Source organism: Algoriphagus sp. (assembly GCF_029254265.1).
Classification (GTDB): Bacteria; Bacteroidota; Bacteroidia; order Cytophagales; family Cyclobacteriaceae; genus Algoriphagus.
On the sequence record NZ_JAQWXX010000120.1, the window covers coordinates 1 to 25919 of the forward strand.

Here is a 25919-nt window from a genome sequence, read left to right on the forward strand (position 1 = left end):
ATCCAAGAGCTCAAAACTGTAGGTAAAGGCTATAGAACTTTTACCAACTTTAGAAGTGCAATCCTCTTTTTCCACGGAGGATTAAACTTATATCCCCACTAACTTAAGGGTAGAACCTTAATAAAATAAAGAAATAATATGATACGAAAATGGTTTAAATCTTTTCCTTTTTTATATGTGATTTGGCTTAAATACTTTAGGAAAAGTAAACTTACAGTTCCTAGTAATGAGGATTTTTTTTATTTTGATGGTTACCCTCGAAGCGGTAATTCGTATTTAACAAGTTTATTTAAATATATTTTTCCCACAGTAAGGTTTAGTCACCATTTACATTGTGTCGCGTCTTTAAAAATTGCGATAAAAAACAAAATACCAGTCATTATAATAGTTAGAGAACCACTTGAATCAATTTCATCTCTAATTGTGATGGATATTCCAGGCCTAATACTAAATTATAAAACGGTTGCAAGATATGTGGATGATTACATTGATTATTTTCAATACTTAAAAATGAAGTTAGATACAATTAATATTATATCATTTGAATCATCCATTAAAAAACCTGAATTGTTTTTTCTATGTCTAGAACAAGCCGTTCCTAATTTAATAATAACTCAAAAAGACTATGATTTAATTTCAGAATTTGTTGGTGATAATTTGATAGAAAAAAAGCAAAGCAAGATGTCACACGATCATGCTTTAAGATTTTCATCAACTCCGAATCAAGAAAGAACGGCCAAAAAAGAAATAGTTAAAAATCTTTTAAAAAACAATAAAAGAATGACAACTGCTCAAAACTTATTTAAAGATGTTCTTTCTAAACAGTTTGAAAATTAAATGAAAATCCTTCAGATCAATACAACTGTTAATTCCGGAAGCACAGGCAGAATTGCAGAAGATATTGGAAGTGTCTTAATCGTAAATGGACACGAAAGCTACATCGCTTTTGGAAGAGGTGATAACGAAAGCCAGTCTAAAAAAATAAAAATAGGTACCAATAAAGATGTTAATTGGCATGGTATATTGACTTTACTAATAGACCGCCATGGTTTTGGTTCAATAAATGCTACCAAAGAATTAATTAAAAATATTGATGCCATAAAACCCGATGTGATTGGATTACATAACATTCATGGATATTATATTAATATCGAAATATTATTTAATTATATAGAAAATAATAACATTCCAGTTATTTGGACCTTGCATGATTGTTGGTCGTTTACAGGGCATTGCACTTATTTTGATTCGGTAGGTTGTGAAAAATGGAAAACTCAATGTGAAAAGTGTCCCAAAACTAAAATGTACCCTCAATCAATTGGGTTGGATAATTCTTTTAAGAATTTTAATGACAAAAAAAGAATTTTTAACCAGGTCCAAAACTTACAAATAGTCACTCCTTCAAATTGGTTGAAAAATCTTGTTTCTGAATCTTTTTTAACCCATCCAGTCACCTGCATACATAATGGCGTAGATTTAGATCATTTTAGTCCGGTGTCTGACGATCACTATTTAATTGACAGATATCACATTAAAGACAAGAATGTAATTTTGGGAGTTGCTAGTATTTGGGACAAAAGAAAAGGACTCGATGATTTTATTCAGCTTCATTCCCAGCTAAGTGAGGATTTTAAAATTGTATTGATAGGGCTAAGTAAAACTCAACTTTCAAACCTGCCTGATGGGATGTTGGGTATTACCCGGACTGAAAACGTGCAGGAATTGGCTGAATGGTATAGCCTGGCCGATGTCTTTGTCAATCCCACGTATCAGGATAATTTTCCAACAACCAATTTGGAAGCGTTGGCATGTGGGACTCCGGTTATAACGTATGATACAGGAGGGAGTCCTGAGGCGATTGATTTGGAAACAGGTGAAATTGTAAAAAAAGGAGACATTCAATCATTAAGACAAGTTATTGAAAAGTGGTGTACAAATAATTCAGTTGAAACTTCAAAAAAATGCAGACTTAGAGCTGAAAAGTATTTTAATAAGGAGGATAGATACAAAGAGTATTTAGGACTTTATGAACAAGTATCAAGGCAAAAATTATTAAATGATAACTAAAAAAATATACATCGCAGGCCATCGCGGTATGGTAGGCTCTTCTATTTGGCGTGCTCTCGAAGCAAAAGGTTTTAAAAATTTAATTGGTAAAACAAGTCAAGAACTTGATTTGCGAAATCAAGAGCAAGTAAACCAGTTTTTTAACTCAGAAAAACCAGTCGTGGTAATTGATGCAGCTGCGAGAGTGGGGGGGATATTGGCAAATAATAATTTTCCGTATCAATTCTTGATGGAAAATATGCAGATTCAAAATAATCTGATTGATGCCTCTCATCGCCACGAAGTGGAGAAATTCATTTTTCTGGGAAGTTCTTGTATCTATCCTAAAATGGCTCCTCAACCTTTAAAGGAGGATTATCTTTTGACAGGGCCGTTGGAACCGACCAATGAATGGTATGCGATTGCTAAAATAGCTGGAGTTAAAGCTTGTGAAGCTATTAGAAAGCAGTTTAATAAAGATTTTGTGAGTTTAATGCCAACTAACTTGTATGGTTCGCATGATAATTTTGACTTGGAAACTTCGCACGTCTTACCAGCCATGATACGAAAGTTTCATGAAGCAAAACTAAACAACAATGCTCCAGTAACTTTATGGGGCTCAGGAACACCGATGCGGGAGTTTTTATTTGTAGATGATTTGGCAGCAGCAGTCCTATTTGCCTTAGGAAATACATTAGATGACAATCTTTATAATGTAGGAACTGGTATAGATTTGATAATTAAAGATTTAGCGCTACTGATACAAAAAACAGTAGGTCATCAAGGAGAAATAATTTGGGATGATTCTAAACCAGATGGTACTCCAAGAAAATTGGTGGATGTAACCAAACTAAAATCATTAGGATGGAGTCCAAAAGTTGATTTAGAATCAGGAATTCAAAAAACATACCAATGGTTTTTAGAACACTCTAACCAATACAAAGAAGTGAAAATGTAAAATGTATGATATTCCTTCATATTACAAACCCATGGACAAATCTGTAATCAACGATTAAGAAAAAATGCCTAAAAAAATTCACGTAGTATTATCAGGTGGCTCAGGAAGCCGCTTATGGCCATTATCTAAAAAATCAAGAACCAAGCAATACATTCCACTTTTTGATGGTAAAAGCTTATTTGAAATAACCATTGCAAACAACGAAAATATATGTGATGAGGTACTAGTAATTGGGAATATTGATAATTATGAATTGACTTTGAGTGTTTTAAAAGAGAATGTGTCCACAAACTTTCAAGTAGTGGCTGAGGCAAAGCCTAAAAATACTGCCGCGGCTATTGCTTTTGCAGCACTTTCGGTTAATGAAGAAGATTTATTGCTAGTAACACCATCCGATCACATTATTGAAAACAAAGAAGCATATAAAGAAGCAGTTAACAAGGCATTTGAATGGGCACGCAAAGGACATATGGTTACGTTTGGTATTAATCCAAGTAAACCAGAAACAGGTTATGGCTATATCCAAAGCAATGGAGAAGATGTGGTTGCTTTTCATGAAAAACCAGACTTAGACAAAGCAAAAGACTTTTTGGATAAAGGAAATTATCTTTGGAACAGTGGTATTTTTTGTTTTCAAGCCAAAACCTATTTAGAAGAGTTAAATAAATTTCGATCTGATATTTTAGAAGCTTGTAAAAACGTCATGAAACTAAAAAGTGGTGACTTTTTAGACGAAGAGGCAACATCGAAAATCCCATCTGAAAGTATCGATTATGCAGTGATGGAACAATCTCAAAAAATCAAAATAGTCAAAGGAACTTTTGATTGGTCAGATTTAGGTTCATTCGAAGCGCTCTACGAATTTTTCGCATTAAGAGGTGCTTACGTGCAAGATTCAAATCTTATTATTGCGGAAACAGCACATGTTGAATTACACGGACTTGAAAACATGATGGTGATACAAAGTGGCGATGCCATTTTAGTGATGCCAATTGCAGAATCACAATCGGTCAAAAAAATATATGAAAGATTACTCCAAACAAATAAAAAATTAATTGAATAAAATGGAATACGATGTAAGACCTTGGGGTGAATATTTTGTTTTAGACGATAGCAAAACCCACAAAGTAAAAAGAATAGTGGTTAAACCAGGTGGAAGACTCTCGTATCAATATCACTTTCACCGTGCCGAGGTTTGGACCATTGTGGAAGGCGAAGCACTCATTACAATTGATGGCATTGATAAAGTCTATAAAGTAGGTGAGGTCGCCATTATTCCGCTAAAAGCAAAGCATAGAATACAAAATTCAACAAATGAAAATCTGGTTTTTATTGAAGTGCAATGGGGAGAATCTTTTGAGGAATCAGATATCGTACGAATTGAAGATGATTATAATAGAAATTAAAAAAGTTTAATTCTTTAATATAAAAAGTAAACATTTAAACGATTTAACAAGAAGAATAAAACATGAAAACAGCATTAGTAACAGGAATTACAGGGCAAGATGGTGCCTATTTAGCAGAACTTTTACTTGAAAAAGGTTATATGGTTCATGGTGTAAAAAGAAGAGCCTCAATGTTTAATACGGACAGAATTGATCACTTATACCAAGATCCACATGCAAAAGACGTAAGGCTAAAATTACATTATGGCGACATGACTGATTCTATGAATATAACAAGGATTATTCAAGAAACACAACCAGACGAAATTTATAATTTGGCGGCAATGTCTCACGTAAAAGTTAGTTTTGATACTCCTGAATATACAGCTAATGCTGACGGAATAGGTACTTTAAGGATTTTAGAAGCGGTTAGGCTATTAGGGTTGGAAAAAAAGACAAAAATATACCAGGCTTCAACTTCTGAATTGTATGGTTTGGTGCAAGCAGTGCCGCAAAGCGAATCGACACCTTTTTACCCAAGATCGCCTTATGCAGTAGCGAAAATGTATGCCTATTGGATTACAGTAAATTACCGTGAAGCTTATAATATGTATGCTTGTAATGGTATTTTATTCAATCATGAATCTCCGTTAAGAGGCGAAACATTCGTAACAAGAAAAATCACGCGTGCCGCAGCCAAAATTGCTTTGGGATTACAAAGTGATTTATACATGGGAAATTTAGATGCCCAACGTGATTGGGGTCATGCAAAAGATTATGTAGAAGCAATGTGGCGTATTTTACAACAAGAAAATCCTGAAGATTATGTAATTGCAACAGGTGTAACGACAAGAGTGAGAGAATTCATAAAATTGGCATTTGCAGAAGTTGGTTTAACCCTTCGATTTGAAGGAAATGGAATCCATGAAGAGGGAGTTTTAGACCAAATTGATGCTGTCCAATATAAAAAGGCAACAGGAAATGAGGTGGAAGATTTTAAAATGGCATTAAATACGGCGGTTGTAAAAGTGGATCCAAACTATTTTAGACCAACCGAGGTTGAACTTTTGATTGGAGATCCTACAAAAGCACAAACCAAATTAGGTTGGAAACCAAAATATAATTTACAAAGGTTAGTTGAAGAGATGATGGCATTTGATGTGAAATTATTTCAAAAAGACATACATTTATCTAAAGGGGGGCATGCAGTTTTGAGACAAGCTGAATAATAATGAGTGAAAAAAAACAAATAGTTTTTGTCAATCAAAGTGCTGGTTATTTAATGATTGATATCATTGATGCTTTTAAAGATAATTATGATGAAAGGATTCTTCTAACGGGTTTCTTAAATCCACGGAATAAAAAATTGGATGATACTGTTAAAGTCGAAAAATTAATTACTTATGACAGATCATCAAGTGTTAAAAGAATATTTACTTGGTTTTGGGCCTTCATTAAAGCTCTATTTCTAATCAGGTTTAAATATCCCAAAGCACATTTGTTTTTAGTGTCAAATCCTCCATTTACTGCTTTGATTCCTTTGTTTTGTAAAAATTCTTTTGACATTCTAGTTTATGATATTTACCCGGATGCCTTTGTTGAATTCGGCTATTTTAAAAAAGATTCCTGGATTATCAAAATATGGGAAAGCATAAATATAAAGGTCTATCAAAAAGCAAGAAAAATCAGTACAATTACCGATGGAATGCAAGAGCGATTGACTAAATATGTTACTAATGATAAAGTAAATGTTGTACCTATTTGGACAGATAACTCATTTTTAAAACCCATTCCTAAATCAGAAAACTCATTCCTAAAAACCCATCAAATTGAAGATAATTTTATAGTAATGTATTCAGGAAATATGGGGAAAGCCCACCCAGTAGAAATATTAGTACACTTAGCCAACCATTTCCAGATAAACACAAATATTTTTTTCTTGTTAATTGGTGGGGGTGATAAATACAAGTACTTAGAAGCTTCCATTTCAAAAAAGAAATTACGGAATATCAAAATAATGCCATGGCAAGATGCGAATCTATTACCTTTTACTTTATCTGGAGCTGATTTGGCACTTGTGACTGTTGGTAATGAAGCTTCAGGCCTAAGTATTCCAAGTAAAACATATAATTTAATGTCTGTTGGGACACCCATTTTATGTGTGGCACCAAAGGAATCAGCTCTATCAAATCTAGTGGAAGTCGAAAAAATTGGTGTTGTTTTTCAAGAAAATGAACTGCAGAATATGATTCAATTTATTGATGGGATTTTGTCCGACAAAAATCAATTAATGGCTTTCAGAATGAAAGCAGTAGAATCTTCTTTAAAATATATATCTTTAAATGCTATTAAATTTTTATAATCTCCTGATCCAAGTAAAATATATTTTCATTTAAGAGAATTAAAAATCAACATAAAACCAATTATTTATTAAAAGGATGGAAGAAAAATTTATTAACCTAATTAAAGAAGCGTTAGAAATCGAAGATAGAGAAGTATCTCTTACAGATAAATTCAAAGAGTTTGATGAGTGGGATTCTTTGGCACTTCTGACCTTAATTGCTGAGTTGGATGATAACTTTGGAGTTACTATTCAATCGGAAGTTTTTGAGAATATTACCACGCTGCAGGAATTGTTTGACCATGTTAAAAATGATCAGTAATGCCTTTACTGCAATTTGATCAGGTTGGAATTTTAGGCTTAGCGGCTGCAGTACCTGCTAACAAAATCATCAATCGAGACTATACGGAGCATTTTCCTGCTCAAGATGTGGCTGAGATTGTTGAGAAAACAGGGATTGAAGAAAGAAGATTTGCCCTAAAAGACACCTGCTCCTCGGATTTGTGTTATGCTGCTGCTGAAAAATTGATAGCGGATCTAAAGATTGATAAGGATGAGATCGATCTTCTAGTTTTTGTTTCCCAGACTCCTGATTATCGTATGCCGGCTACTTCTGTGATTCTTCAGGCTCGGCTTGGACTCTCGAAGCAGACAATGGCATTTGATTTAAGTCTGGGATGTTCTGCATTTGTTTATGGGCTTTCTGTTGTTTTCTCAATGGTACAATCAGGCCAAATTCGTAAGGCTCTATTGCTTGACGGAGAAACTCGCTCAAGAGCTTATCACCCTAAAGATAGAAGAGTTGCCTTCTTATTTGGAGATGGTGGAATTGCAGCTGTTATTGGTAAAAATTCCAAGTTTGGTAAATCTTTTTTTTCCTTAAATACAGATGGTAATAAGGAGGACTTGATTAAAATCAAAGCTGGTGGATACCGATACCCAAGCTCTACTGAAACTGTAAAGGAGAGAATAGTGGATGACTATGGGAATATTTCCACAGATGAGCATGGTACGATGAATGGCGGTGATGTTTTCAATTTTGTAATCCAAGAAATTCCTGTAGATTTCAAAAGGATACTGGCTTTTGCCGGGACTGAGAAAGAAGCCATCGATTATTTTGTCTTTCATCAGGCAAATGCTTTTATGAATGGATACTTGGCCAAAAAGTTGAAGCTACCTTTAGAAAGAGTACCCTCTAGTATTCGTGAGTTTGGAAATACTTCTTCGGTTTCTATTCCTTTGACCATTGTCAGTCAATTGCAGGGGAAGTTGTCAGGTAATAAAAAACTTCTCCTTAGTGGATTTGGTGTAGGCATGTCCTGGGCTTCGGCGGTGATGGATTTTCAGGATTGCTGGATTAGTGATATGGTTGAGGTAGGGGAGGAATGATAGCACACAGATAACGCTGATTGGGCTGATCGTCGCGAATTTTTTTAATCCGTATGAATCTGTTAAATCAGCGTCATCCGTGTTCCATTTATAGACCGCTGATGACACAGATTGTGCGGATGGTCGCGGACAATAGAGAACGCTGATGACACAGATTGTGCGGATAGTCGCAGATAATAGAGAACGCTGATGACGCAGATTGGGCAGAAAGTCGCAGATAAAAAAATAGAAAAAAAAAAGAAATAAAAAATCTGTGAAAATCAGCTAGATCCGAGTCGTCTATGTACCATTAAATCCGTGTAAATCTGCTAAATCCGCGTCATCTGTGTTCCATTAAATCTGTGTAAATCTGCAAGATCAGTGTTCCATTGTTCCTTATTTTAAAAACCATCTATGAATCCAAATAATCCCTTTTCCTTAACAGGCAAAACTATTCTGATTACAGGCGCTTCTTCGGGGATCGGTCAGGGGATCGCAATTGCCTGTGCCGGGCAGGGAGCAAAAGTTTTACTTTTAGGCAGAGATGCAGACCGTTTGAAAGAAACAGTAAAGCTCTGTGAAAATGGTCAAGATCATGGTTTCTTGAGTTTGGACCTGAGAGATGAGCTGCAGATCAATGCGGAGCTCGAAACATTTTTAAAGCAACATGCACCCATTCACGGCTTTGTCCATGCAGCAGGAGTTTCTCCTACTATTCCCTTTAAAGTTTTAAAAGAGTATCAAGTTCAGGAGGCTTTTCAGTTGAATGTTTTTTCAGCAATATCAATGATTCAAGTACTCACGAAGGTTGGAATCAAATCTTCTGAGGGAATGAGTATGGTCATGATTGCTTCAGTGATGAGTGAAGTGGGCGAAAAAGGAAAATCTCTTTACGCTATGACAAAATCTGCTCTTGTCGGGATGGTAAAAAGTCTTGCGCTTGAATATGCCGATAAAAAAATCCGTTTTAATGCAATTTCACCATCGGTAGTGAACACTCCTCTATCGAGAAACTCTGAGTATCGAAAAAATGAAGCGGCAATGAAACAAGTGCTGGAACAACATCCTCTCGGGATTGGTGAGGTTGAGGACGTTTCAAATGCAGCAGTTTTTTTGCTTTCACCGGCCTCAAGATGGATCACAGGAGAAAATATGATTGTTGACGGAGGTTACTTAGCTAAATAATGTGCCTTTCATTTACAGATTGAAGCAAATAACACAATACAATCAGTAAAAATTATCTCCTTAGCATCATGAAAGCAATAATTATCGGAGCGGGAGGACATGCTGCAGAGTTAGTTGATTACATCCGTTATTCCAATCAGTATGAGAATGTTGATTCCGAAATATCAATAGCCGGATTGCTCGATGATAACCACGGTAATTATCTTAAGTATAATTTTGACTTTCCTTTTTTGGGTGAAATCACCACTCATATAATAAGACATGATCTGTTCTATATCATTGGAATTGCCAATTTGGAATACAGAAAAAAGTTTGTGAATTATTTTCTTAAACAAGGAGCAAAGTTTACTTCATATATTCATCCATCAGTATCTATTTCTTCATCGGCAACTCTTGGAGAAGGTGTAGTTATTTCACCAAATGTAAATTTGGGTCCTAATTCTTATGTTGGTGATTTTTCTCTTGTCAATAGTCGTGCAAGTATAGGACATGATACCAAAATCGGAAAATTTAATTTCTTAAGCCCAAATGTGTGTTTCTCGGGTTTTACTGAAGTTGGAGATGAAAATTTATTTGGTATTAATGCAGCAACTATACCAGGAATACGAATAGGGGACCGAAACAAAATTATGGCTGGAATGACTTTGGAAAAAAACGTAAGTAACGACGAAGTTGTTTTTTATCGCTATAAAGAAAGAATTAGTGTTATAAAAGTGTGATTTTTGAATTGGGTACTGATATTGAATCTGTAGAACGATTCATGAATATGTATGAAATAAAAACTTTCATACCGTCAAAATTTTTTTAGTTAAAAGTTAGTTTGTGCGGATTAAAATAATAAGCCTTGAGAAATATTAACAGTTTTTTAGTTCACAAAAGATGTTTTTAAAGATTGTTATGCATTTTGATTCTCTAGACTTAAAGAAAATCGAGACTTCAAGGAATAGTAGGGATTTCCAGAAGTTATTTTCAAAACAAATCTCAATTCATAATTCCTTTCAAAATTTTCAATCTGTATTTTTCATTCCAATGATATGGCAAAAGCTGTGGCAATAGTGTGCCTTGATTATAATTCAAAATAAAATTTAGCAGACTTTCCATTAGCATGATTTCTAAAATATTGGTTAAAAGAAATATGGATTTCTTAGTAGCGCTTTTAATATTCTTATTATCATGTCCTTTAATTCGTCTTACTTCCTTTATTTTGTATATACAAAATAAAGGCAAAGCATTCTTTTTTCAAGAGCGATCTGGCTGGAATCAGATTCCTTTTTTTATCATCAAGTTTAAAACTATGAATGATCAAAAGGATAAGAATGGAAAGCTTCTACCGGATAATCAGCGACTGACGGTCTTTGGAAAATATGTTCGCAAATTTTCGATTGACGAACTTCCCCAGCTTATCAATGTACTTAAGGGAGAAATGAGTTTGATTGGCCCTCGACCCTTACTTTTTAAATATATTCCGCTTTATACTGCCGAGCAGAATAGAAGACATGAAGTGAGACCAGGCATAACGGGTTGGGCACAAGTGAATGGTAGAAACCAAATTTCCTGGACGCGGAAGTTTGAATTGGATGTGGAGTATGTGGATCGGTTGAGTTTTGGCTCGGACTTTAAAATCTTCCGGATGACCATTTTGAAAATTATCAAGCGCAAAGGAATCAATCAGTCTGAGGCTAGGCCCATGGAGCCTTTCAATGGATTAAATTAAGCTCTTTTATTTATTTTCTTTTAAATTTTATAGTTTATACATTTTTGATTTGATAAGCCTGTTTTCCAATTTCTTTTTTTCAGTGGAGTTTGTTCTGCTCATGACGCTCTTTTTTTTCATTTTCAAGAAGAAAATAAGGTCGTCTATAAAATTACTTGGATTGGTTTTTCTCTTGATCCTGATGTCACCCATAAGCTCTAAGTTGATTCAAGGGCAGGAGAGGAGATATGAAGTGCTGGATGAGGTGCCTGAGGATGTTTCCATCTTACTGGTCTTAGGAGCAGGTGGAGTGCCTGAGGATGGGCTTTCCGTCTATCAGCGATTGGACAATGCGGTCTTGCAGCGAACGCTAGAGGGGATTAGACTTTGGAAACTCAATCCTGAGAAATTATTGGTTTTTTCTTCCCGTGGGAGAGAAGGATATACTTCTCAGGCTTTATTATATGCAGATGTAGCGCTTGAGCATGGGGTGGATCCTACACAGATCCGGCTGATCGAAAAAGGAGTGACGACGGAAACGGAGGCTTTTGATTTTATAGGACAGTTTCCAGAAGTTAAGAAAATTGTTTTGGTGACTTCAGCCATTCATTTACGTAGGGCTTCCAAAATATTCGAAGGGCTGGGAGTCAAAGTGATTCCCGCACCGGCAGATTTTCTGATAAAAATTCATCCCGGTGGAAATCGGATCAATTGGTTTCCTTCCTTGAGTTCTCTGATAAAGTGGAATACGCTACTGCATGAAGGAATAGGGATTCTCTGGGTAGAGCTGCGAATTGCAACAGGACTTTTTCCTGTTTCGGGGAGATGACGGGTTTCGGTTACCGGATGACCGTTGTCGGGTGTGGGATGAACGATGTAGGATGAAAGGTGTGACAATTTCCACTTCATGCCTGCTCGCCGTGGGCTTAGGGGGTGGGCAAGAAGCAAGAGCCTTTGTGACCTCTCCTGTTACCGCTGGCCTTTGTGTTAAAAAAGTTTGAAATATAAGGTTTTGGACGAGCTGATAATTATCTGGATAAAACCGTCTTAGATAGATTTTGCATCCAAACCCGAGCTTTTATTCAACCTAAGCAATCAAACGAATAGATCATAAACTTATTTATTAAATAACAGATGGAACATACATTTAGAATTTTGAGCAGAGGTGGTCCGGGTTTGGAGGAGTTTTTATTCCAAGAATATTCCAAATCAAGGATTCAAAATGAAGGACTGTTTGACGACAGAAGTCAGTTAAAACAAACGCTGAGCAAGGAATTGGCCTTCAATCTTTTTACTTTGGAAGAATTGATAGCTAAGCCCTTCCTGATGGATGCCGTATTTGAAAGTAACACTTCCTTTGTAATCTTGAAGAAATCGGATTCTGTTGACGGCGAAGGTATTGCAGCTATCAGCCTGAATGATTTGAATCAGGAGAGTCTTTGCATGTTAATGGAAAAAGGTGGGTATAGCTATTTGGAGTTGCCTATCACGCAATCGCCATTCATGTCAAAGATAGCACCTATGGGGATCAGCACGCTTAATATTCTTTCCTGGAAGAGCGAACTCGATGAGGTCAGGATATTTGCTGCAGCATTGCAGTTAACTTCTTCGTCCCCGCTCGATTCTATGGGAGCAGGAGGGATCTGGATTAATCTGGATCCGGATCTTGGTGTTGCACTCGACTGTGGGCTTCAGGTGGTTCCTTCTGAAAAAACAATTCTTCACCATCCTTTGTCCGGACATAGTCTCAGCGAGATTGCTATTCCGGATTGGAGCGGGATTTCAGGCTTTATCTCGGGTATTTATGAGAAACTGGAGCTTCGTGGCTTGCTAAGTTTTGAATTGGTAATTCAGGATGAAGGGCCAAAACTTCTGGGTTTCCCAAGTCTGGAAAGTCTTAACCAATGGTTTAGGTTTGGAGAGCAGGAGTTTTTCAATGATTTGAAATTTAAGAATTAAGAGGAAGACAAGAGTATAGTTTTGATTTCCTCAGTGATAAGTAAGGTAGTATAAACGGGGAAGTCACTTTATCCCATGATCAAAGAAGTTTTAGTCGAAATAGTTAAAACCTTGGCCATGGAATTTCCTGCAAAAAGTATTCGCTAAAATGCTATTTCTCCATCCGTTATAAATCCGCCCCTATCCAAAAAATCAGAATATCGAAAAATGAGGATGCAATGGGGCGAGTTTATTACCAACACCCTTTGGGACTAGTGGAAGTAGCTAATGAAGCTAATGCTGCGATATACCTTTTATCTCCTGCATCAAAATGGGTTGCTGGAACTAATATGGTTGTTTACGGAGCTTATTTAGCTCGATAATATACCTTTCATTTACATATTGAATCAAGTGATTGAATTGGAATATCAAATAAACTTTATTCATCTAATGAAATTAATATTAATTAATTCCGAAGGTCACTCTTCAGGATTGGTGGACCTTACCTCATTTTCGAATAGTCTGGAAAGTAGAAAAGAAAAGATTTCGATCCTGGGTGTTATCGTTGATAATTTTGGAAATTATCTTAAGTATAATTTTAAGTTTCCTTCTTTGGGAAAAATCAAGTCTCATCACGTCTGGAGAGATAATGTACGTTGTTTAATTGGCGTAGCAAATCTGGAATACATTAAGGTTTTTAAGGAGTTTTTTATCCAACAAGGAGCAAAATTTCTATCCTATGTTCACCCTTCAATCTCCATTTTATCAATTGCACGAATTGGTCAAGAGGTTCTTAAATCGCCTAATGTAAATCTTAGATCTAATACTTTTGTGGGTGATTCCTTACTTGTGAATAGTAGAGCTAATTTGGGGCATAATACCAAAATAGAAAAGTTTAATTTTTTAATTCCAAACGTTAGTTTTTTTGGTTCCACCGAAGTGAAAGATGAAAATTTATTTGGGATAAATTCTGAAACTATAGCTGACGTTAAGATCGGTGATCGTAGTAAAATAATGGCTGGTATGGCATTAGAAGAAAATGTTACAAGTGATGAGGTTGTCTTTCACAGATACAATCATACAATAAACGTTATTAAATATGATGCTTGAGGCTGGTACTGATTTGGAATCAGTTGAAAGGTTCAGAAGGTTATATGAGAATAGACCTATTATTATAGATAAGATGTTTTTTGAATCAGAGCTAAAATATGCAAATCAAAAAGTTAGACCTTGGGAAACTTTAACTGGAATTTGGTGTGCTAAAGAGGCTGTTCTAAAAGCATTCACTCCTTTTCTTCAATTAAATGTAAAGCAACTTGAAATTGTGAGTGATCCCCACAAATCTTTTCCTAAAGTTAAAATTCACCTTGATTCTGAAACTCAATTTTCTTATAGAATTTCGGTTAGTATCTCTCATTCTAATAACATGGCAATGGCGTTTGCTATAGTTCAAATTATGGATCTAGTGGGATGATACTATTGTTTTTAAAATATTGTATTAAGTGATGGTTTATCGTGTATATATAAAAAGGCTAATTGACATTTTCTTAGCTCTTCTAATCATTCTTCTTGCTTGCCCAATACTAATGTTTACTTGGGGAATATTGCTGCTCCAAAATCAAGGTAAAGCTTTTTTCTATCAAGAAAGACCGGGAAAAAATCAAGTCCCCTTCTATATTATCAAATTCAAAACCATGAATGATCGAAAAGATAAAGAAGGGAAACTGCTTCCGGATAATGAGCGATTAACTCTATTTGGAAAATATGTTCGCAAATTTTCGATTGACGAACTTCCCCAGCTATTCAATGTGCTAAAAGGAGATATGAGTTTGATTGGACCAAGGCCTTTACTTCTGAAATATATTCCGCTTTACAACGCAGAGCAAAATCGCAGACACGAAGTGAGACCAGGAATTACAGGCTGGGCACAGGTAAATGGTAGAAATCAAATTTCCTGGACACGAAAGTTTGAATTGGATGTGGAGTATGTTGACAATTTAAGTTTTGCCCTTGATTTCAAAATTTTTTGGCTGACTATTCTAAAAATTATTCAACGGGAGGGCGTAAATCAATCTTCTGAACGTACAATGGAACCATTTAAGGGATTCAATTAATGTTATTAAGTTTTTTAAAAAACACAAATGAAAAAAATAAAAACTTCAATTCAAGATCATGAATAATCAATTTGATGTAATTACTATCCCTAGCGTATTTGGAACAGCCCCTGCTTTACTGGATAATTTTGTAGAAAAAATTCATAAGGGCTTGAAGTTAAAAATCGAAAATGATTTTTTCATGGTAGGTGATCTAGCCCTTAATGAGGGGGTTCAGCCCCATAAAGAAATTAATTCGTCTCCTAATGACTTGGATTACAAATTGTTGATGACTTCGGCTTTATTAGTTGAAAATTCCAAATTAGGCAATGCTCTTACAGTTACTACAGGATTTCCATTTGCTTCCTATCAAGTAAATAAAGATTTGGCGCTTGAAAATTTGCTAAAAGATCATTTGGTAGAGTTTGATTCCTCCATTTTTTCAAATGGAGGGGTAAAAAAGATGGTCATAGAGGTAAGTAATGGAGCTATACTCCCTGAGGTTTCCGCATCAGCTCATGCAATTAGAAGTATTTATAAAGTCGAAGGTGATTTCATGGTTCTTAGTTTGGGGTTTGGTACGTTCGAAACTATTTATAGTAATTCCAATGGAGAATTTGGCCTTCAACGAACAGCATCATCTTCTCAGGGAATCATTTATGCTTTGCAGGCTCTTAGAAAGGAACTATTTAATTTATATCCTTCTAATATGATTAGTGATACTTTTCTGGATGAGGCTTTAAGAAATGGATATATTTTTCTGGATCGAAAAAAGGTTGATATTAAAGATTTAAGAAATAAGGTTTTGACTCTTTATTATAAAAATCTGATATCCCCTACAGTTAAGAAAGCATTTACAGATCGTGAATTTTCAAAATCTCAAGGAATTTATCTTGCCGGAGGAGGTGCTCTATACCCCGAATTGGTTTCAATGTTCAAAGAAGAATTTAAAGATATAATTGATGTGCAAGTTCTGGAAGATCCTCAATATTTGGCTGCAAAAGGCTACTTTTTAAGGAGTTCCAAACTGAACGGTGGAAATAAGGCTCAAAGTGTTGGGATTGATATGGGTAACTCCACAACTGTTGTTTGTTCTTTAGAAATTCTTAATAAATGCATTTTAAATTCTTAAGGGCGTTGGCAATTGGTGTTGATTTAGGCACGGCCAACACCCTTATTTGTTTTAATGATAATATAATAGTGAACGAACCTTCTATTGTAGCAATTGATGCAAATACAAAAATTCTATTAGCCTCAGGTTCTCAGGCTAAAATCATGCATGAAAAGACAAATGGATCTATTTTAACTATAAATCCACTCAAAGGCGGGGTTATCGCTGATTTTACAGGAGCAGAGCTTATGATAAAAGCTTTTGTTGATAGAACTGGTTTAAGATCAAAAAATCCATTTTCATCGTCTTTAACCATGCTTTTTTCTGTTCCTACGGGGATAACAGAAGTAGAAAAGCGAGCTGTTAAAACCTCTGCAATTAATTCAGGAGCCAGTGAAGTCTTAATGATCTATGAGCCTATAGCCTCAGCTATCGGTGCTGGCCTAGATGTAGGCTCTTCAGAAGGTATCATGATAGTTGATATTGGCGGAGGTACAACCCAAATCGCAATTATTTCGCTTTCAGGAATAGTAGTGGAACAATCCATAAAAACAGCTGGAAATACATTTAATAACGATATTAGGAGTTACTTCAAAAGAGAGCATAATCTTTTAATTGGAGAAAGATCCGCAGAAGATATTAAAATCAAGGTAAGTGAAGGTTCTTCAAAAGATGGATTTGATTTAATGGTATGGAACGTAGTTGGTCGAGATCTTATATCAGGAATTCCCAAATCAGTCAAAATTTGTCATTCTGACGTTATTTATGCGCTTGAAAAATCAATTATCCGAATAGAGGAAACGATTATTAAAGTACTGGAAAATGCGCCTCCAGAGCTTGCTTCAGATATTCATATTAATGGTATACATATATCCGGAGGTGGAGCTTTATTGATGGGTTTGGTGGACCGTTTGAAAGCGAAAATTGGTTTAAAGTTTAATACTGTTGAAGAACCTTTAACTTCAGTAATCAAAGGAACATCCATTGTTTTAAAGGATAAAAAAAAATATTCTTCAATTATTTTTAATTGATAATTGGGATAGTTAGAATGAGTTTTTTATCATAATTAAAAAAACAGGTTACAATATAGGGTTCTTTTAAACTAACTGGATTGATTTTCATTCTTTATTGTTTGTTTTTGTCTCTACTTTCAAGGTTTTGGTTAGGATTCGAAGAGCGGAAACATAAGGTCTTGAAACTTCTCCCAGAAAATAGTGAATTAATTTTAGTACTAGGTTCTGGTGGAACTCCAGAAGCGGAATTACCTGTAAGTCAGCGATTAGGTACCGCTGCTTTACAAAGGTGTATTGAAGAGATTAGACTTTGGAATTTAGATCCCAGAAAAACATTGGTATTTTCCTTAAGGGGAAAAGAAGGCTATCCTTCCCAGTCATCAGTTTATGCCGATTTCGCAAATGAACAAGTTGTAAATCCTCTATAAATCAGTTTGTTGGAATTAGGATACAATACAGAATCCGAAGCCAGTGATTTTGAATGCGTCCTTCCAAAGGAGAAAAGTTTACTATTATTAACTTCTGCCAGCCACATCACGAGGGCTAAAATCATATTTTTCAATTATGGCTTGGAGATTTTCCCTGCCCCATCAGATTCTAGATTAAAAATTTATCCTGCAGGAAATAGTTCAATTTTATTTCCAACAGTTAGGGCTATCCAATATTTGAATATTTTAATTCAAGAATGGATAGGTTTACTCTGTGTTAAAATAAGGGTCATGTTAGGCTTTTCTTACTTAAATGTTATTGATTTAGAAGTGTTTAAATGATAAATTCCTCCATTTCTAAACTGCTCTAAAATAAAACAAGATGTTGTTAAGGATGTCTAATCCTAAGAGAATTTTCATTGTGAACAATCCATTTATTATTATCATTTATTAGTTACTCAAAATGGCTTTAGATCCAAGATTTATCGGTGTACTTTGTTATTGTAAATCAGATAAAAAAGAATTAATTAATTCTGAAAACTACAGAATTTCAGAATTTGGAAATTCTTTAGAGGATAGTTTGATAGAAAAAAGTTTAAATAATCTCGGTAAAATATGTTATCATATTTACTTCTTTATGGATGATGAATCATATCAATTTACTAATGTCCAACTTAAATTATTTGAGAAATATAATGTAGAGGTTATTTTTAAATCCAGTTTGACCCCGTATAGTTTGATCGAGAAGATATCTTTACTGATAGGAGATGAAGATGTGATTATTTTTAATCAGATTGGTAGTAGATATCACAGGGATTTTCTATCCCAAGAACTGGTTGAAAAGGTAATAAATGGTGTTGATTCACCTTGGGTATTTTGTGAGGACTATGATTCAAGTTTTGGGAGCCTGCCTTTGGAAATATCCCAAAACCTGAAATCTATTCGTGTTTCAGATTCTTTGGAGCCCGCATTTATTTCTGCCTCGGGTAAATTGATCCGTTGGAGGGGTGTGATTATGCTTAGCAAGCAATGTTTCAATAGTCTTCGAAAAGAATGCGATTATAGTCTTCTTCCACAAGATTTTATTTATGAAGATTTAAACTATAGTGTACCTGTTCCTATTGAGGCTCTAGATCTTAGTTTAGTTTTGGGTTCTCCTGCTTATTCCAAGATTCCGTTCTATCTAACTATTGGCCAATAGAACACATGGAATGATGTTAAGATGTATCGTTTGGTTGATTAATATTCTTGAGTTGTACATCGGGAATTTGTTAAGATAGTAGTTACTTGTTACTTTATATTTTATCGTATTGGGTGAAAGCATAATTTTCTATTGTTTTAAACTAGTGCTTAAACCAATTTCGACTTATAAACATGAATTCAAAGTGTATGTATATTCCTAAGTAAAAATATTTATACTAGTTTTTTTACGTTGATCTTTTTTGCCAAAACCTTTTTACTACAAAATACATTTTAAAATTGTATATTTTATAATACTGTTAATAAAATTCTAATAATAAATTATGTTTAAGAATTATTTTGATTTTGTAAAACGTTTTTTGAACGACCCTGAATATAAAAAAGTTGTAAACTCGGAAATTAATCGAATGTATTTGGAAGGAGATAGAGTAGAGGTTATTAATTTTATTTTAAAAAGATTAAATAGGGTCACAAGTTATTTGGAATTGGGAGCAAGTGATCTAGAAACTGTCTTTTATAAAGTCAATTCCTTTCAAAAGATCAGTGTGGCTTATGAAGATACTACACTTAAAAATAACGCATTGTATAAGATGGAGAATGATCAGTTTTTTAATTCACTGCGTGATAATCAAATCTTGCATTCGGATAAAAAATGGGATTTGATTTTTATTAATGGCTTTCATTTGGCAGGTAGTTTATATAGTTATGTTCTCAGCGCTTTGGATTTTATAAAAGAAGATGGATTTATAATTATTCAGGGATGTAATCCTCCGACTGAATGGCATGCAAGAGAAAAGGGGGAATATCACTTGTCACCTGCAGGATTTAGCTGGTACGGGACTGCATGGAAGGCTTTTTTGAAATTAAGACAAAGTAAAACTTTATTTTCCTGCTGTGTGGATGTTGATTCCGGAATAGGAATTATTTCTAAAAAATTTCCCTTGGGCCGTCTTTATAGCTCTGATTCTAATGTATTTTTTGAGTTTAAAGATCTTAATCAGAATCGTAATAAAGCACTAAATCTCATGACTTTGGAAGAATTTAAATTCTTAATTTATTCGTTAACTCAATAAGGAAATATGTGTGGAATTGTTGCTTATGCTGGTTACAGAAATGTTGCTGCTGTTTTATTAAAAGGACTTGAACGTCTTGAATATCGCGGTTATGACAGTGCAGGAATTGCACTTATGACAGCGGAAGGTATCAAAATCAAAAAGAAGAAGGGAAAAGTCAATATATTAAAGCATGAAGTTTCGTTCTTTGATTTATTTCCAGCTTCCATTGGAATAGGACATACGCGATGGGCTACCCATGGAGTACCAAATGATGTAAATGCTCACCCTCATGTCTCTTCAAGTGGAAGGTTAGCATTAATTCATAATGGGATCATAGAAAATTATGAATCTTTGAAAAAAGAGTTGGAAAGCAAAGGTTACCATTTTCAAAGTGACACCGATACGGAAGTTTTGGTAAACCTGATTGAAAATATTCAATTTGAGACCAATACCTCTCTTGAAGATGCAATTAGGTTAGCTACGCGGGCGATTGTGGGCGCCTATGCGATTGTTGTTATTGAAGAGTCCAATCCTGATCAGCTTGTGGCAATAAGAAAAGGCTCCCCTTTGGTTATTGGTGTTGGAAATAATGAGTTCTTTTTAGCTTCTGATGCAAGTCCAATTGTAGAATATACCAAGCATGTAATTTATTTGGAGGATCTGGAACTGGCAACAATTAAAAATATGTCATTGTCCATCAAGTCAAATGATGAACAAGCTGTGGACCCTATTATTGAAAGATTGGAATTTGAATTGGAGGAAATTGAAAAAGGTGGATTTGATCATTTTATGCTTAAAGAAATTTTTGAGCAGCCAAGATCTATCCAGGATTGCTTCAGGGGAAGAGTGGATGCTGACAAGGGGATTGTGACTTTGGGAGGTATAAGAGACCACATGAGCAAAATGATTTCTGCCAAGCGGATAATCATGACAGCCTGCGGTACTTCCTGGCATGCTTGTTTGGTAGGTGAATATTTGTTTGAAGAGTTTGCCAGAGTGCCAGTGGAAGTGGAATATGCTTCTGAATTCAGATACAGAAATCCAATTATCAACGAAAATGACTTAATTATTGCCGTTTCACAATCCGGAGAAACAGCGGATACATTGGCGGCAATCGGTTTGGCAAAAAGTAAAGGGGCAACTGTGTTTGGAGTGTGTAATGTAGTAGGCTCTTCCATTGCCCGGGTCACAGACGCTGGTTCTTATACACATGCCGGTCCTGAAATTGGAGTTGCTTCAACAAAAGCCTTTAGTGCCCAAATTTCAGTATTGGCCATGTTCGCCATCAAGCTCGGTTATGAAAACGGAAACTTGAATCCGGAGCGTTATTTGGCACTTTTAAAGGGAATTAAAGAAATCCCTCACTTAGTTGAAAAGGTTTTAAAACTGTCTGATTCGATTTTTAGTATTGCTGAAGCGTATGCCTCCGCTTCAAATTTCCTTTATTTAGGAAGGGGAATTAATTTTCCGGTTGCCTTGGAAGGCGCTCTGAAACTCAAAGAGATTTCTTATATCCATGCCGAGGGTTATCCGGCTGCGGAGATGAAGCATGGACCAATTGCTTTAATTGATTCGGAAATGCCTGTTGTTATTATAGCCATGAAAGATGGAAGCTATGAGAAAATAGTTTCTAATATTCAGGAGGTAAAGGCAAGGGGAGGTAAGGTGATAGCCATCGTCACAGAAGGAGATGAACTGGTTTCCAAACTGGCAGATCATACGATAGAATTGCCGCCTGTTAATGAGCATTTGTCTCCATTATTAAGTGTCATCCCACTACAACTTCTGGCCTATCAAATTGCAGTTTTGAGGGGCTGTAACGTGGACCAGCCTCGAAACTTGGCTAAGTCGGTAACTGTGGAATAAAGAAAATGCTCGATAGTTTTTTGTTTAGGAGATATATAATGACTCACCCAAGTTTTAAAAATGATCATGAAATCGAGCATGACTAAAAAGCCACACCCTGGGATGATTATAATCTGCGAGATTCCATATGACCTATAAAAATCAAATTATAAACACATGAAAATTCTCTTTTTTAATTACCGTCGCTTTTATGATTACAGGTAAAACTGTTTTGGGAGATATTGGATGAATAAAAAAAACCATGCTTGCTAGCATGGTTTTTTTATGGAATGCGGAAGGACTTGGTTAAAGACTAAAAAATTGATTCATGATTTATAGAGTAGTATATCAATTAAGGGTTTCCTAATTATCCACAACCGCAAGGGTAGCCTGTATTTAATTGTTTATCACCTTCTGAAGGTGGAAAAGATAAAAATTGATTACAAATTTGTTGATTATAGACTTTTGGCAAATGAACCTTATTGAGATATTATAATCAAATAAGAATTGATCATGCTTTCTTGGTGAATAAGCTTTTTATTCGTGAAATTTTAGATGGCTCTTGGTCATTGTAATCTTTATAACCGTATCCATACCCATACCCGTAACCATATCCGTAGTATGAACCAAGTCCTGTTTTATGGACATCGTTCACTATTGCAAATAAGTTTTTGATCTCAAATTTATTTTTCAGGTCATTTGCAATTTGAGTTTGATTGATAAAGGAGAAATTTTGTCGAAACAAAAACAAATTGACATCAGCATATTTTGTCAATTCAAGGGTTTCTGATACCAACCCTATCGGTGAGGTATCAATTATCAAAAAATCGTATTCTTGCTTGAGTTCAGTCATTAAATCCTCAAATTTTTGAGTGTTAATTAACTCTGAACTCCGTTCCAAATATGGTCCAGCACTTAATATAAATAAATTCTCCTGTGTTGTCTCTTGAACACTACTTTTCCAATCATTTCCTTCCTGAAGTAAATACGTGGTAACCCCCTTATCATTTTTCAAATTTAATTCTTTATGAATCCTGGGCTTTCTTAAGTCCATCCCAAGAATAATGGTTTTCTTTCCTAGGGCCGCATAAATGCTTGCAAGTTTTATGCTTACATAGGTTTTTCCTTCACCCGGTTTGGTAGAGGTGACAAGAATGACCCCCTTATTTTTGAAATTGAACCGAATGGCCAAATTCGAGCGAATATTTCTGAAGGATTCAGTTGATGAAGATTTAGAACTTTGTTCTAATAAATCCACTAGGCTTTTCTCCCGAGGAAGTGTGCCGAGGATTGGTATGTCTAACTGATCTTCCAATTCTTTCGTGTCAGTGATTTTGTGATAGAATACGGACCATAAAACAATGATGAAAAGTGGAATAGAGGTACCGAGAGAAACTCCCAAAGCTAAATTTCGGGCTCTATTAGGGGAGATAGGGGTGGGGTTAATCATCGCCTGATCTAAAACTCGGTGTTTGGTGGTAGTGGAAGCTTTTTGAATTTCAGTTTCTGCCTTTTTCTCTAATAATAGGGTGTAAATGGATTCATTTATTCTGTACCGTCTTTCAATAGAGATCAACCTTTTCTCTACCTCGGGAAGTTGATTTAGATCATTTTCTACAGATCCTATTAAGCCTCTAAGTCTATTTGTTTGACTGTTTATGTTTTTAATTGCATTTGATACACTCTCCCTAAGATTATTTCTTAAGTTTTCTATTCGATCATTTAGAGCTCTGGCGTAAGAAAATGAATCTCCTATTAAGATTCCACTTAGTCCTGACTTCTCGTTCTGCAGTCCTATTAATTCCGATACCATTGAGTTGATGATGGGGTCTTCAATTCCTACTACTGAGGGAATTAATAATTCTCTATTTTCTGGATTGTCCAAATAGGTTTTTAGGTAGTTGTAATAGTCAGAGCGAAGCGTCTGATTATTGAGTTCTTCTCCTAGTTTTACAGATTCGGCTAGGATGTTTTCTCCTTTCACTGAGATATCTGTAATTTGATTGATTTTCCTGAAATTTTGAATTTCGTTTTCGTAAATATTAATGCTGTCATTAATTGATAGAATTTGCTCTTCTATGAATTCAAGTGTTTGTTGGGCATTGAGGTTTTTTTGATCCAGATCATTTTCCAAAAATGTACCCATTAATGAATTGATATAGTCCCTACCAAGGAAACGGTCTGGATGATCCAGCTTTATCTCCAATACCGTTGATTCTTTATTTACCGGTCCTATAGAAATTAAATTTCTAAAACTATTTGCTAAAGTTCTATCGTCCGAGAATTTGAAGAAAAGATCTTTGGAGAAATCCTTTAATTTTAAGATGGTAAATTCAAAAAATTCTGTCTTTACAGGTTTCCCAAATTCTCCGATTATGTCCGATGGGATTTTTTCTAAAGAAATTTCCCCATCAAATTCAACACCCAAATTTTTCCGATTAAAGATCCTGCCGTTTTCGGTATTGGATAGTTTAAGTCTATAGGTATTTCCAGGACCTGGTAGTAGTTGGAAATAAACGTTTTTCAATTGATTGACATTCCAGTTTGCCTCGACAAAAATTGGAATTTCTTCGTTGAAAAGCGGCTTGTATCCCCAGATTTCATCGTTATAATAACTAATATTGATGTCTAAACCTTGAATGGTTTTTAAGGCCAAAGAATAAGTCTTCAAATAAACAATCTCATTTTGTAATTGCGTGTTTTTTAGACCCGGAGCTCCTGATGAAAATATATCGAATCCAATTGAGTTTTGGTCCTCGCTAATTAATAATGTCCCGTTTATTGAATAGATTCTTGTGGTATTATTGGTGATATACCGACTAACTAATAGCCCTATTATGATTGATATAAGAAAAAAATACCAGTTGTCTAGAACTTTGCTAACTATTCGTTTTGGATTTAAAATATCAGACTCTGATTTAAGAGCCTTATTCTGATTATTATCCATTTTAATTGTTTAAGATGTTCACTAATAAAAGTATCGTTGTTAACACGCTTGTTATTAAAAGTATATTTTGACTAGCATTTTCAGTTTTAGCAAATTCTCTTTGTTTTAGTGGTTCAGCGTAAATTTGATCATTAGTCTGAATGAAATAATATGGGCTTGTAATAATGTCTCTATCAAGCAAATTTATTCGGTGAATTTTTGTACCATTAGGATACTGTCTTAAAATCAAAATTTCATCTCTTTTGGCGAATGTGGTAAAATCACCTGCGTTGGACAAGGCTTCAAAGATTGTTAGCCGGTCCTGAAGTATTGTAAATTTTCCAGGTCTTTGTACTTCTCCAAAAACAGAATAACGAATTCCGCCCAATTTTACACGGACATAGATTTCATCATTTATTTTCTTCTTCAACTCAATTAATATTCTTTCTTTTGCTTCCTCCAGAGTACTCCCTTCTACATTTATTTTTCCGAGAATTGGTAAGTCGATGTTGCCTGTGCGGTCAACTGTGTAGCCATTCATGTAATAAATATCTCCCCCTCCGGTCATTCCTCCGCCTCTCGTTACACTTGATTGTTCCCCTAAGAAATTAAAAGCATTGTTTATAAAATCAACAGTTGTTCTGATGTCGATGCTTAGGATATCATTGTATTGTAATTGATAATCAGGTATTTCGTAGGGAATTAAAGTATCATCTAACAACCCCGGGTCACCTTCAAGGTTTTGAAGATAAACTAACGAATTGTTCGAAATGCAAGAATTCAAAAATACCGTAGTTGTTAAGATCCCCAAAATCACACTTAACTTTATCACCTTTATCATTGGGCAAAAATGTTTAACACTATGGTGATATCAAATCAGTGTTGTAATGATGTGTATAAAAATGTATATAAAATGTATTTATTTTGATTTTTAACATGAATTAGATCCGAGTTTCTTCTTTAATTTATTTATTTTGAGTTTATTCATTTTTTGCTTTTGAACCTAATTTCGTGAGTATTGCCTTATTGATGTTTATTAATCTGTGATTGTTCACCATTTTTTTAAAACAACAAAATTGTCTTCTGGTTTAACTACTTCTAGTTGATCTTTTTATTTGTTTGAATTGTTAGTGATTTGTTTTTTTCAAGTAAAATTTAATCAAATGGCAAAGAATCTTTAGATAAAACATAGGATTCAAGGCTAAATTAGTTTTAAAATTATTATGTATATCCGCAATCTTGCCAGTATGATTAAATCGAAGCAATGATGAGTCTGTCAAAGAGTTTTTGACCGAAGTATCTTCTGTTGAGCTTGTAACAAAACTCGTCCAGGT

The 25919-nt window shown here is 34.9% G+C and carries 27 protein-coding genes; 25 read left to right on the forward strand and 2 right to left on the reverse strand.

The features are described 5' to 3' along the window. Nucleotides 1–138 precede the first annotated feature (138 nt). From P8O16_RS18160 to glmS, 25 genes are all read left to right on the forward strand, one after another. Nucleotides 139–837, forward strand: coding sequence for a hypothetical protein (locus tag P8O16_RS18160; RefSeq protein ID WP_300317077.1), 699 nt, complete (start codon nt 139–141; stop codon nt 835–837). Further along, complete coding sequence (locus tag P8O16_RS18165; protein WP_300317080.1) at nt 838–2067, forward strand: glycosyltransferase; 1230 nt, start codon at nt 838–840, stop codon at nt 2065–2067. Beyond that, nucleotides 2057–3004, forward strand: a complete 948-nt coding sequence (locus P8O16_RS18170) for a GDP-L-fucose synthase (RefSeq protein WP_300317083.1) — start codon at nt 2057–2059, stop codon at nt 3002–3004. Before P8O16_RS18165 ends, P8O16_RS18170 begins: the two co-directional genes overlap by 11 nt. A 64-nt stretch (nt 3005–3068) precedes the next feature. Continuing rightward, complete coding sequence (locus P8O16_RS18175; RefSeq protein WP_300317085.1) at nt 3069–4067, forward strand: mannose-1-phosphate guanylyltransferase; 999 nt, start codon at nt 3069–3071, stop codon at nt 4065–4067. Between the two features lies 1 nt (nt 4068). Then, a complete protein-coding gene (locus tag P8O16_RS18180; RefSeq protein WP_300317087.1) occupies nt 4069–4410 on the forward strand; it encodes a phosphomannose isomerase type II C-terminal cupin domain in 342 nt (113 codons plus the stop codon). A 62-nt stretch (nt 4411–4472) separates the two neighbouring features. Further along, nucleotides 4473–5618, forward strand: coding sequence for a GDP-mannose 4,6-dehydratase (gene gmd / locus P8O16_RS18185; protein ID WP_300317089.1), 1146 nt, complete (start codon nt 4473–4475; stop codon nt 5616–5618). A 2-nt stretch (nt 5619–5620) separates the two neighbouring features. Further along, nucleotides 5621–6751, forward strand: coding sequence for a glycosyltransferase family 4 protein (locus P8O16_RS18190; RefSeq protein WP_300317091.1), 1131 nt, complete (start codon nt 5621–5623; stop codon nt 6749–6751). Between the two features lie 76 nt (nt 6752–6827). Beyond that, nucleotides 6828–7052, forward strand: coding sequence for an acyl carrier protein (locus P8O16_RS18195; RefSeq protein WP_300317093.1), 225 nt, complete (start codon nt 6828–6830; stop codon nt 7050–7052). Further along, nucleotides 7052–8119 carry a 3-oxoacyl-ACP synthase III family protein gene (locus tag P8O16_RS18200; RefSeq protein ID WP_300317095.1) on the forward strand — a complete coding sequence of 356 codons (1068 nt, stop codon included), beginning with the start codon at nt 7052–7054 and terminating at the stop codon, nt 8117–8119. Before P8O16_RS18195 ends, P8O16_RS18200 begins: the two co-directional genes overlap by 1 nt. Nucleotides 8120–8512: 393 nt before the next feature. Beyond that, a complete protein-coding gene (locus P8O16_RS18205; protein WP_300317098.1) occupies nt 8513–9283 on the forward strand; it encodes an SDR family NAD(P)-dependent oxidoreductase in 771 nt (256 codons plus the stop codon). Between the two features lie 68 nt (nt 9284–9351). Beyond that, nucleotides 9352–10002: an acetyltransferase gene (locus P8O16_RS18210; RefSeq protein WP_300317100.1), complete on the forward strand. Its 651-nt coding sequence runs from the start codon at nt 9352–9354 to the stop codon at nt 10000–10002. Between the two features lie 416 nt (nt 10003–10418). Then, the gene (locus P8O16_RS18215; RefSeq protein ID WP_367182840.1) at nt 10419–10997 is read left to right on the forward strand and encodes a sugar transferase; all 579 of its coding nucleotides are present in this window, start codon (nt 10419–10421) and stop codon (nt 10995–10997) included. Between the two features lie 181 nt (nt 10998–11178). Beyond that, nucleotides 11179–11805, forward strand: coding sequence for a YdcF family protein (locus P8O16_RS18220; protein WP_300317106.1), 627 nt, complete (start codon nt 11179–11181; stop codon nt 11803–11805). A 305-nt stretch (nt 11806–12110) separates the two neighbouring features. Then, entirely contained in the window at nt 12111–12935 is an 825-nt protein-coding gene (locus P8O16_RS18225) for a sugar-transfer associated ATP-grasp domain-containing protein (protein ID WP_300317108.1), read from the forward strand. Nucleotides 12936–13153: 218 nt separating this feature from the next. Next, nucleotides 13154–13297, forward strand: coding sequence for a hypothetical protein (locus P8O16_RS18230; RefSeq protein ID WP_300317111.1), 144 nt, complete (start codon nt 13154–13156; stop codon nt 13295–13297). Between the two features lie 67 nt (nt 13298–13364). Next, complete coding sequence (locus tag P8O16_RS18235) at nt 13365–14024, forward strand: sugar O-acyltransferase (RefSeq protein WP_300317114.1); 660 nt, start codon at nt 13365–13367, stop codon at nt 14022–14024. Further along, nucleotides 14014–14388, forward strand: a complete 375-nt coding sequence (locus tag P8O16_RS18240; RefSeq protein WP_300317117.1) for a holo-ACP synthase — start codon at nt 14014–14016, stop codon at nt 14386–14388. The genes P8O16_RS18235 and P8O16_RS18240 overlap by 11 nt, the downstream gene beginning before the upstream one ends. Nucleotides 14389–14419: 31 nt before the next feature. Beyond that, nucleotides 14420–15028 carry a sugar transferase gene (locus P8O16_RS18245; protein ID WP_300317119.1) on the forward strand — a complete coding sequence of 203 codons (609 nt, stop codon included), beginning with the start codon at nt 14420–14422 and terminating at the stop codon, nt 15026–15028. Between the two features lie 58 nt (nt 15029–15086). Then, nucleotides 15087–16139, forward strand: coding sequence for a ParM/StbA family protein (locus P8O16_RS18250; protein WP_300317121.1), 1053 nt, complete (start codon nt 15087–15089; stop codon nt 16137–16139). Next, complete coding sequence (locus P8O16_RS18255) at nt 16121–17149, forward strand: rod shape-determining protein (RefSeq protein WP_300317124.1); 1029 nt, start codon at nt 16121–16123, stop codon at nt 17147–17149. Before P8O16_RS18250 ends, P8O16_RS18255 begins: the two co-directional genes overlap by 19 nt. 161 nt (nt 17150–17310) lie before the next feature. Then, nucleotides 17311–17559, forward strand: a complete 249-nt coding sequence (locus P8O16_RS18260; protein ID WP_300317126.1) for a hypothetical protein — start codon at nt 17311–17313, stop codon at nt 17557–17559. Nucleotides 17560–17565: 6 nt separating this feature from the next. Then, nucleotides 17566–17901 (forward strand): ElyC/SanA/YdcF family protein, encoded by a 336-nt coding sequence (locus P8O16_RS18265; protein ID WP_300317129.1) that lies wholly within the window; start codon nt 17566–17568, stop codon nt 17899–17901. A gap of 121 nt (nt 17902–18022) precedes the next feature. Beyond that, a complete protein-coding gene (locus P8O16_RS18270) occupies nt 18023–18760 on the forward strand; it encodes a hypothetical protein (protein WP_300317132.1) in 738 nt (245 codons plus the stop codon). A gap of 322 nt (nt 18761–19082) precedes the next feature. Then, nucleotides 19083–19832 carry a hypothetical protein gene (locus tag P8O16_RS18275; protein ID WP_300317135.1) on the forward strand — a complete coding sequence of 250 codons (750 nt, stop codon included), beginning with the start codon at nt 19083–19085 and terminating at the stop codon, nt 19830–19832. Between the two features lie 6 nt (nt 19833–19838). Further along, the gene (glmS, locus tag P8O16_RS18280; RefSeq protein WP_300317138.1) at nt 19839–21680 is read left to right on the forward strand and encodes a glutamine--fructose-6-phosphate transaminase (isomerizing); all 1842 of its coding nucleotides are present in this window, start codon (nt 19839–19841) and stop codon (nt 21678–21680) included. A gap of 490 nt (nt 21681–22170) precedes the next feature. Here the strand turns inward: glmS and P8O16_RS18285 are convergent, their stop codons facing one another. Both P8O16_RS18285 and P8O16_RS18290 read right to left on the reverse strand, forming a co-directional pair. Beyond that, a complete protein-coding gene (locus P8O16_RS18285) occupies nt 22171–24606 on the reverse strand; it encodes a tyrosine-protein kinase (protein ID WP_300317140.1) in 2436 nt (811 codons plus the stop codon). A gap of 1 nt (nt 24607) precedes the next feature. Then, nucleotides 24608–25426, reverse strand: coding sequence for a polysaccharide biosynthesis/export family protein (locus tag P8O16_RS18290; RefSeq protein WP_300317142.1), 819 nt, complete (start codon nt 25424–25426; stop codon nt 24608–24610). Nucleotides 25427–25919 lie beyond the last annotated feature (493 nt).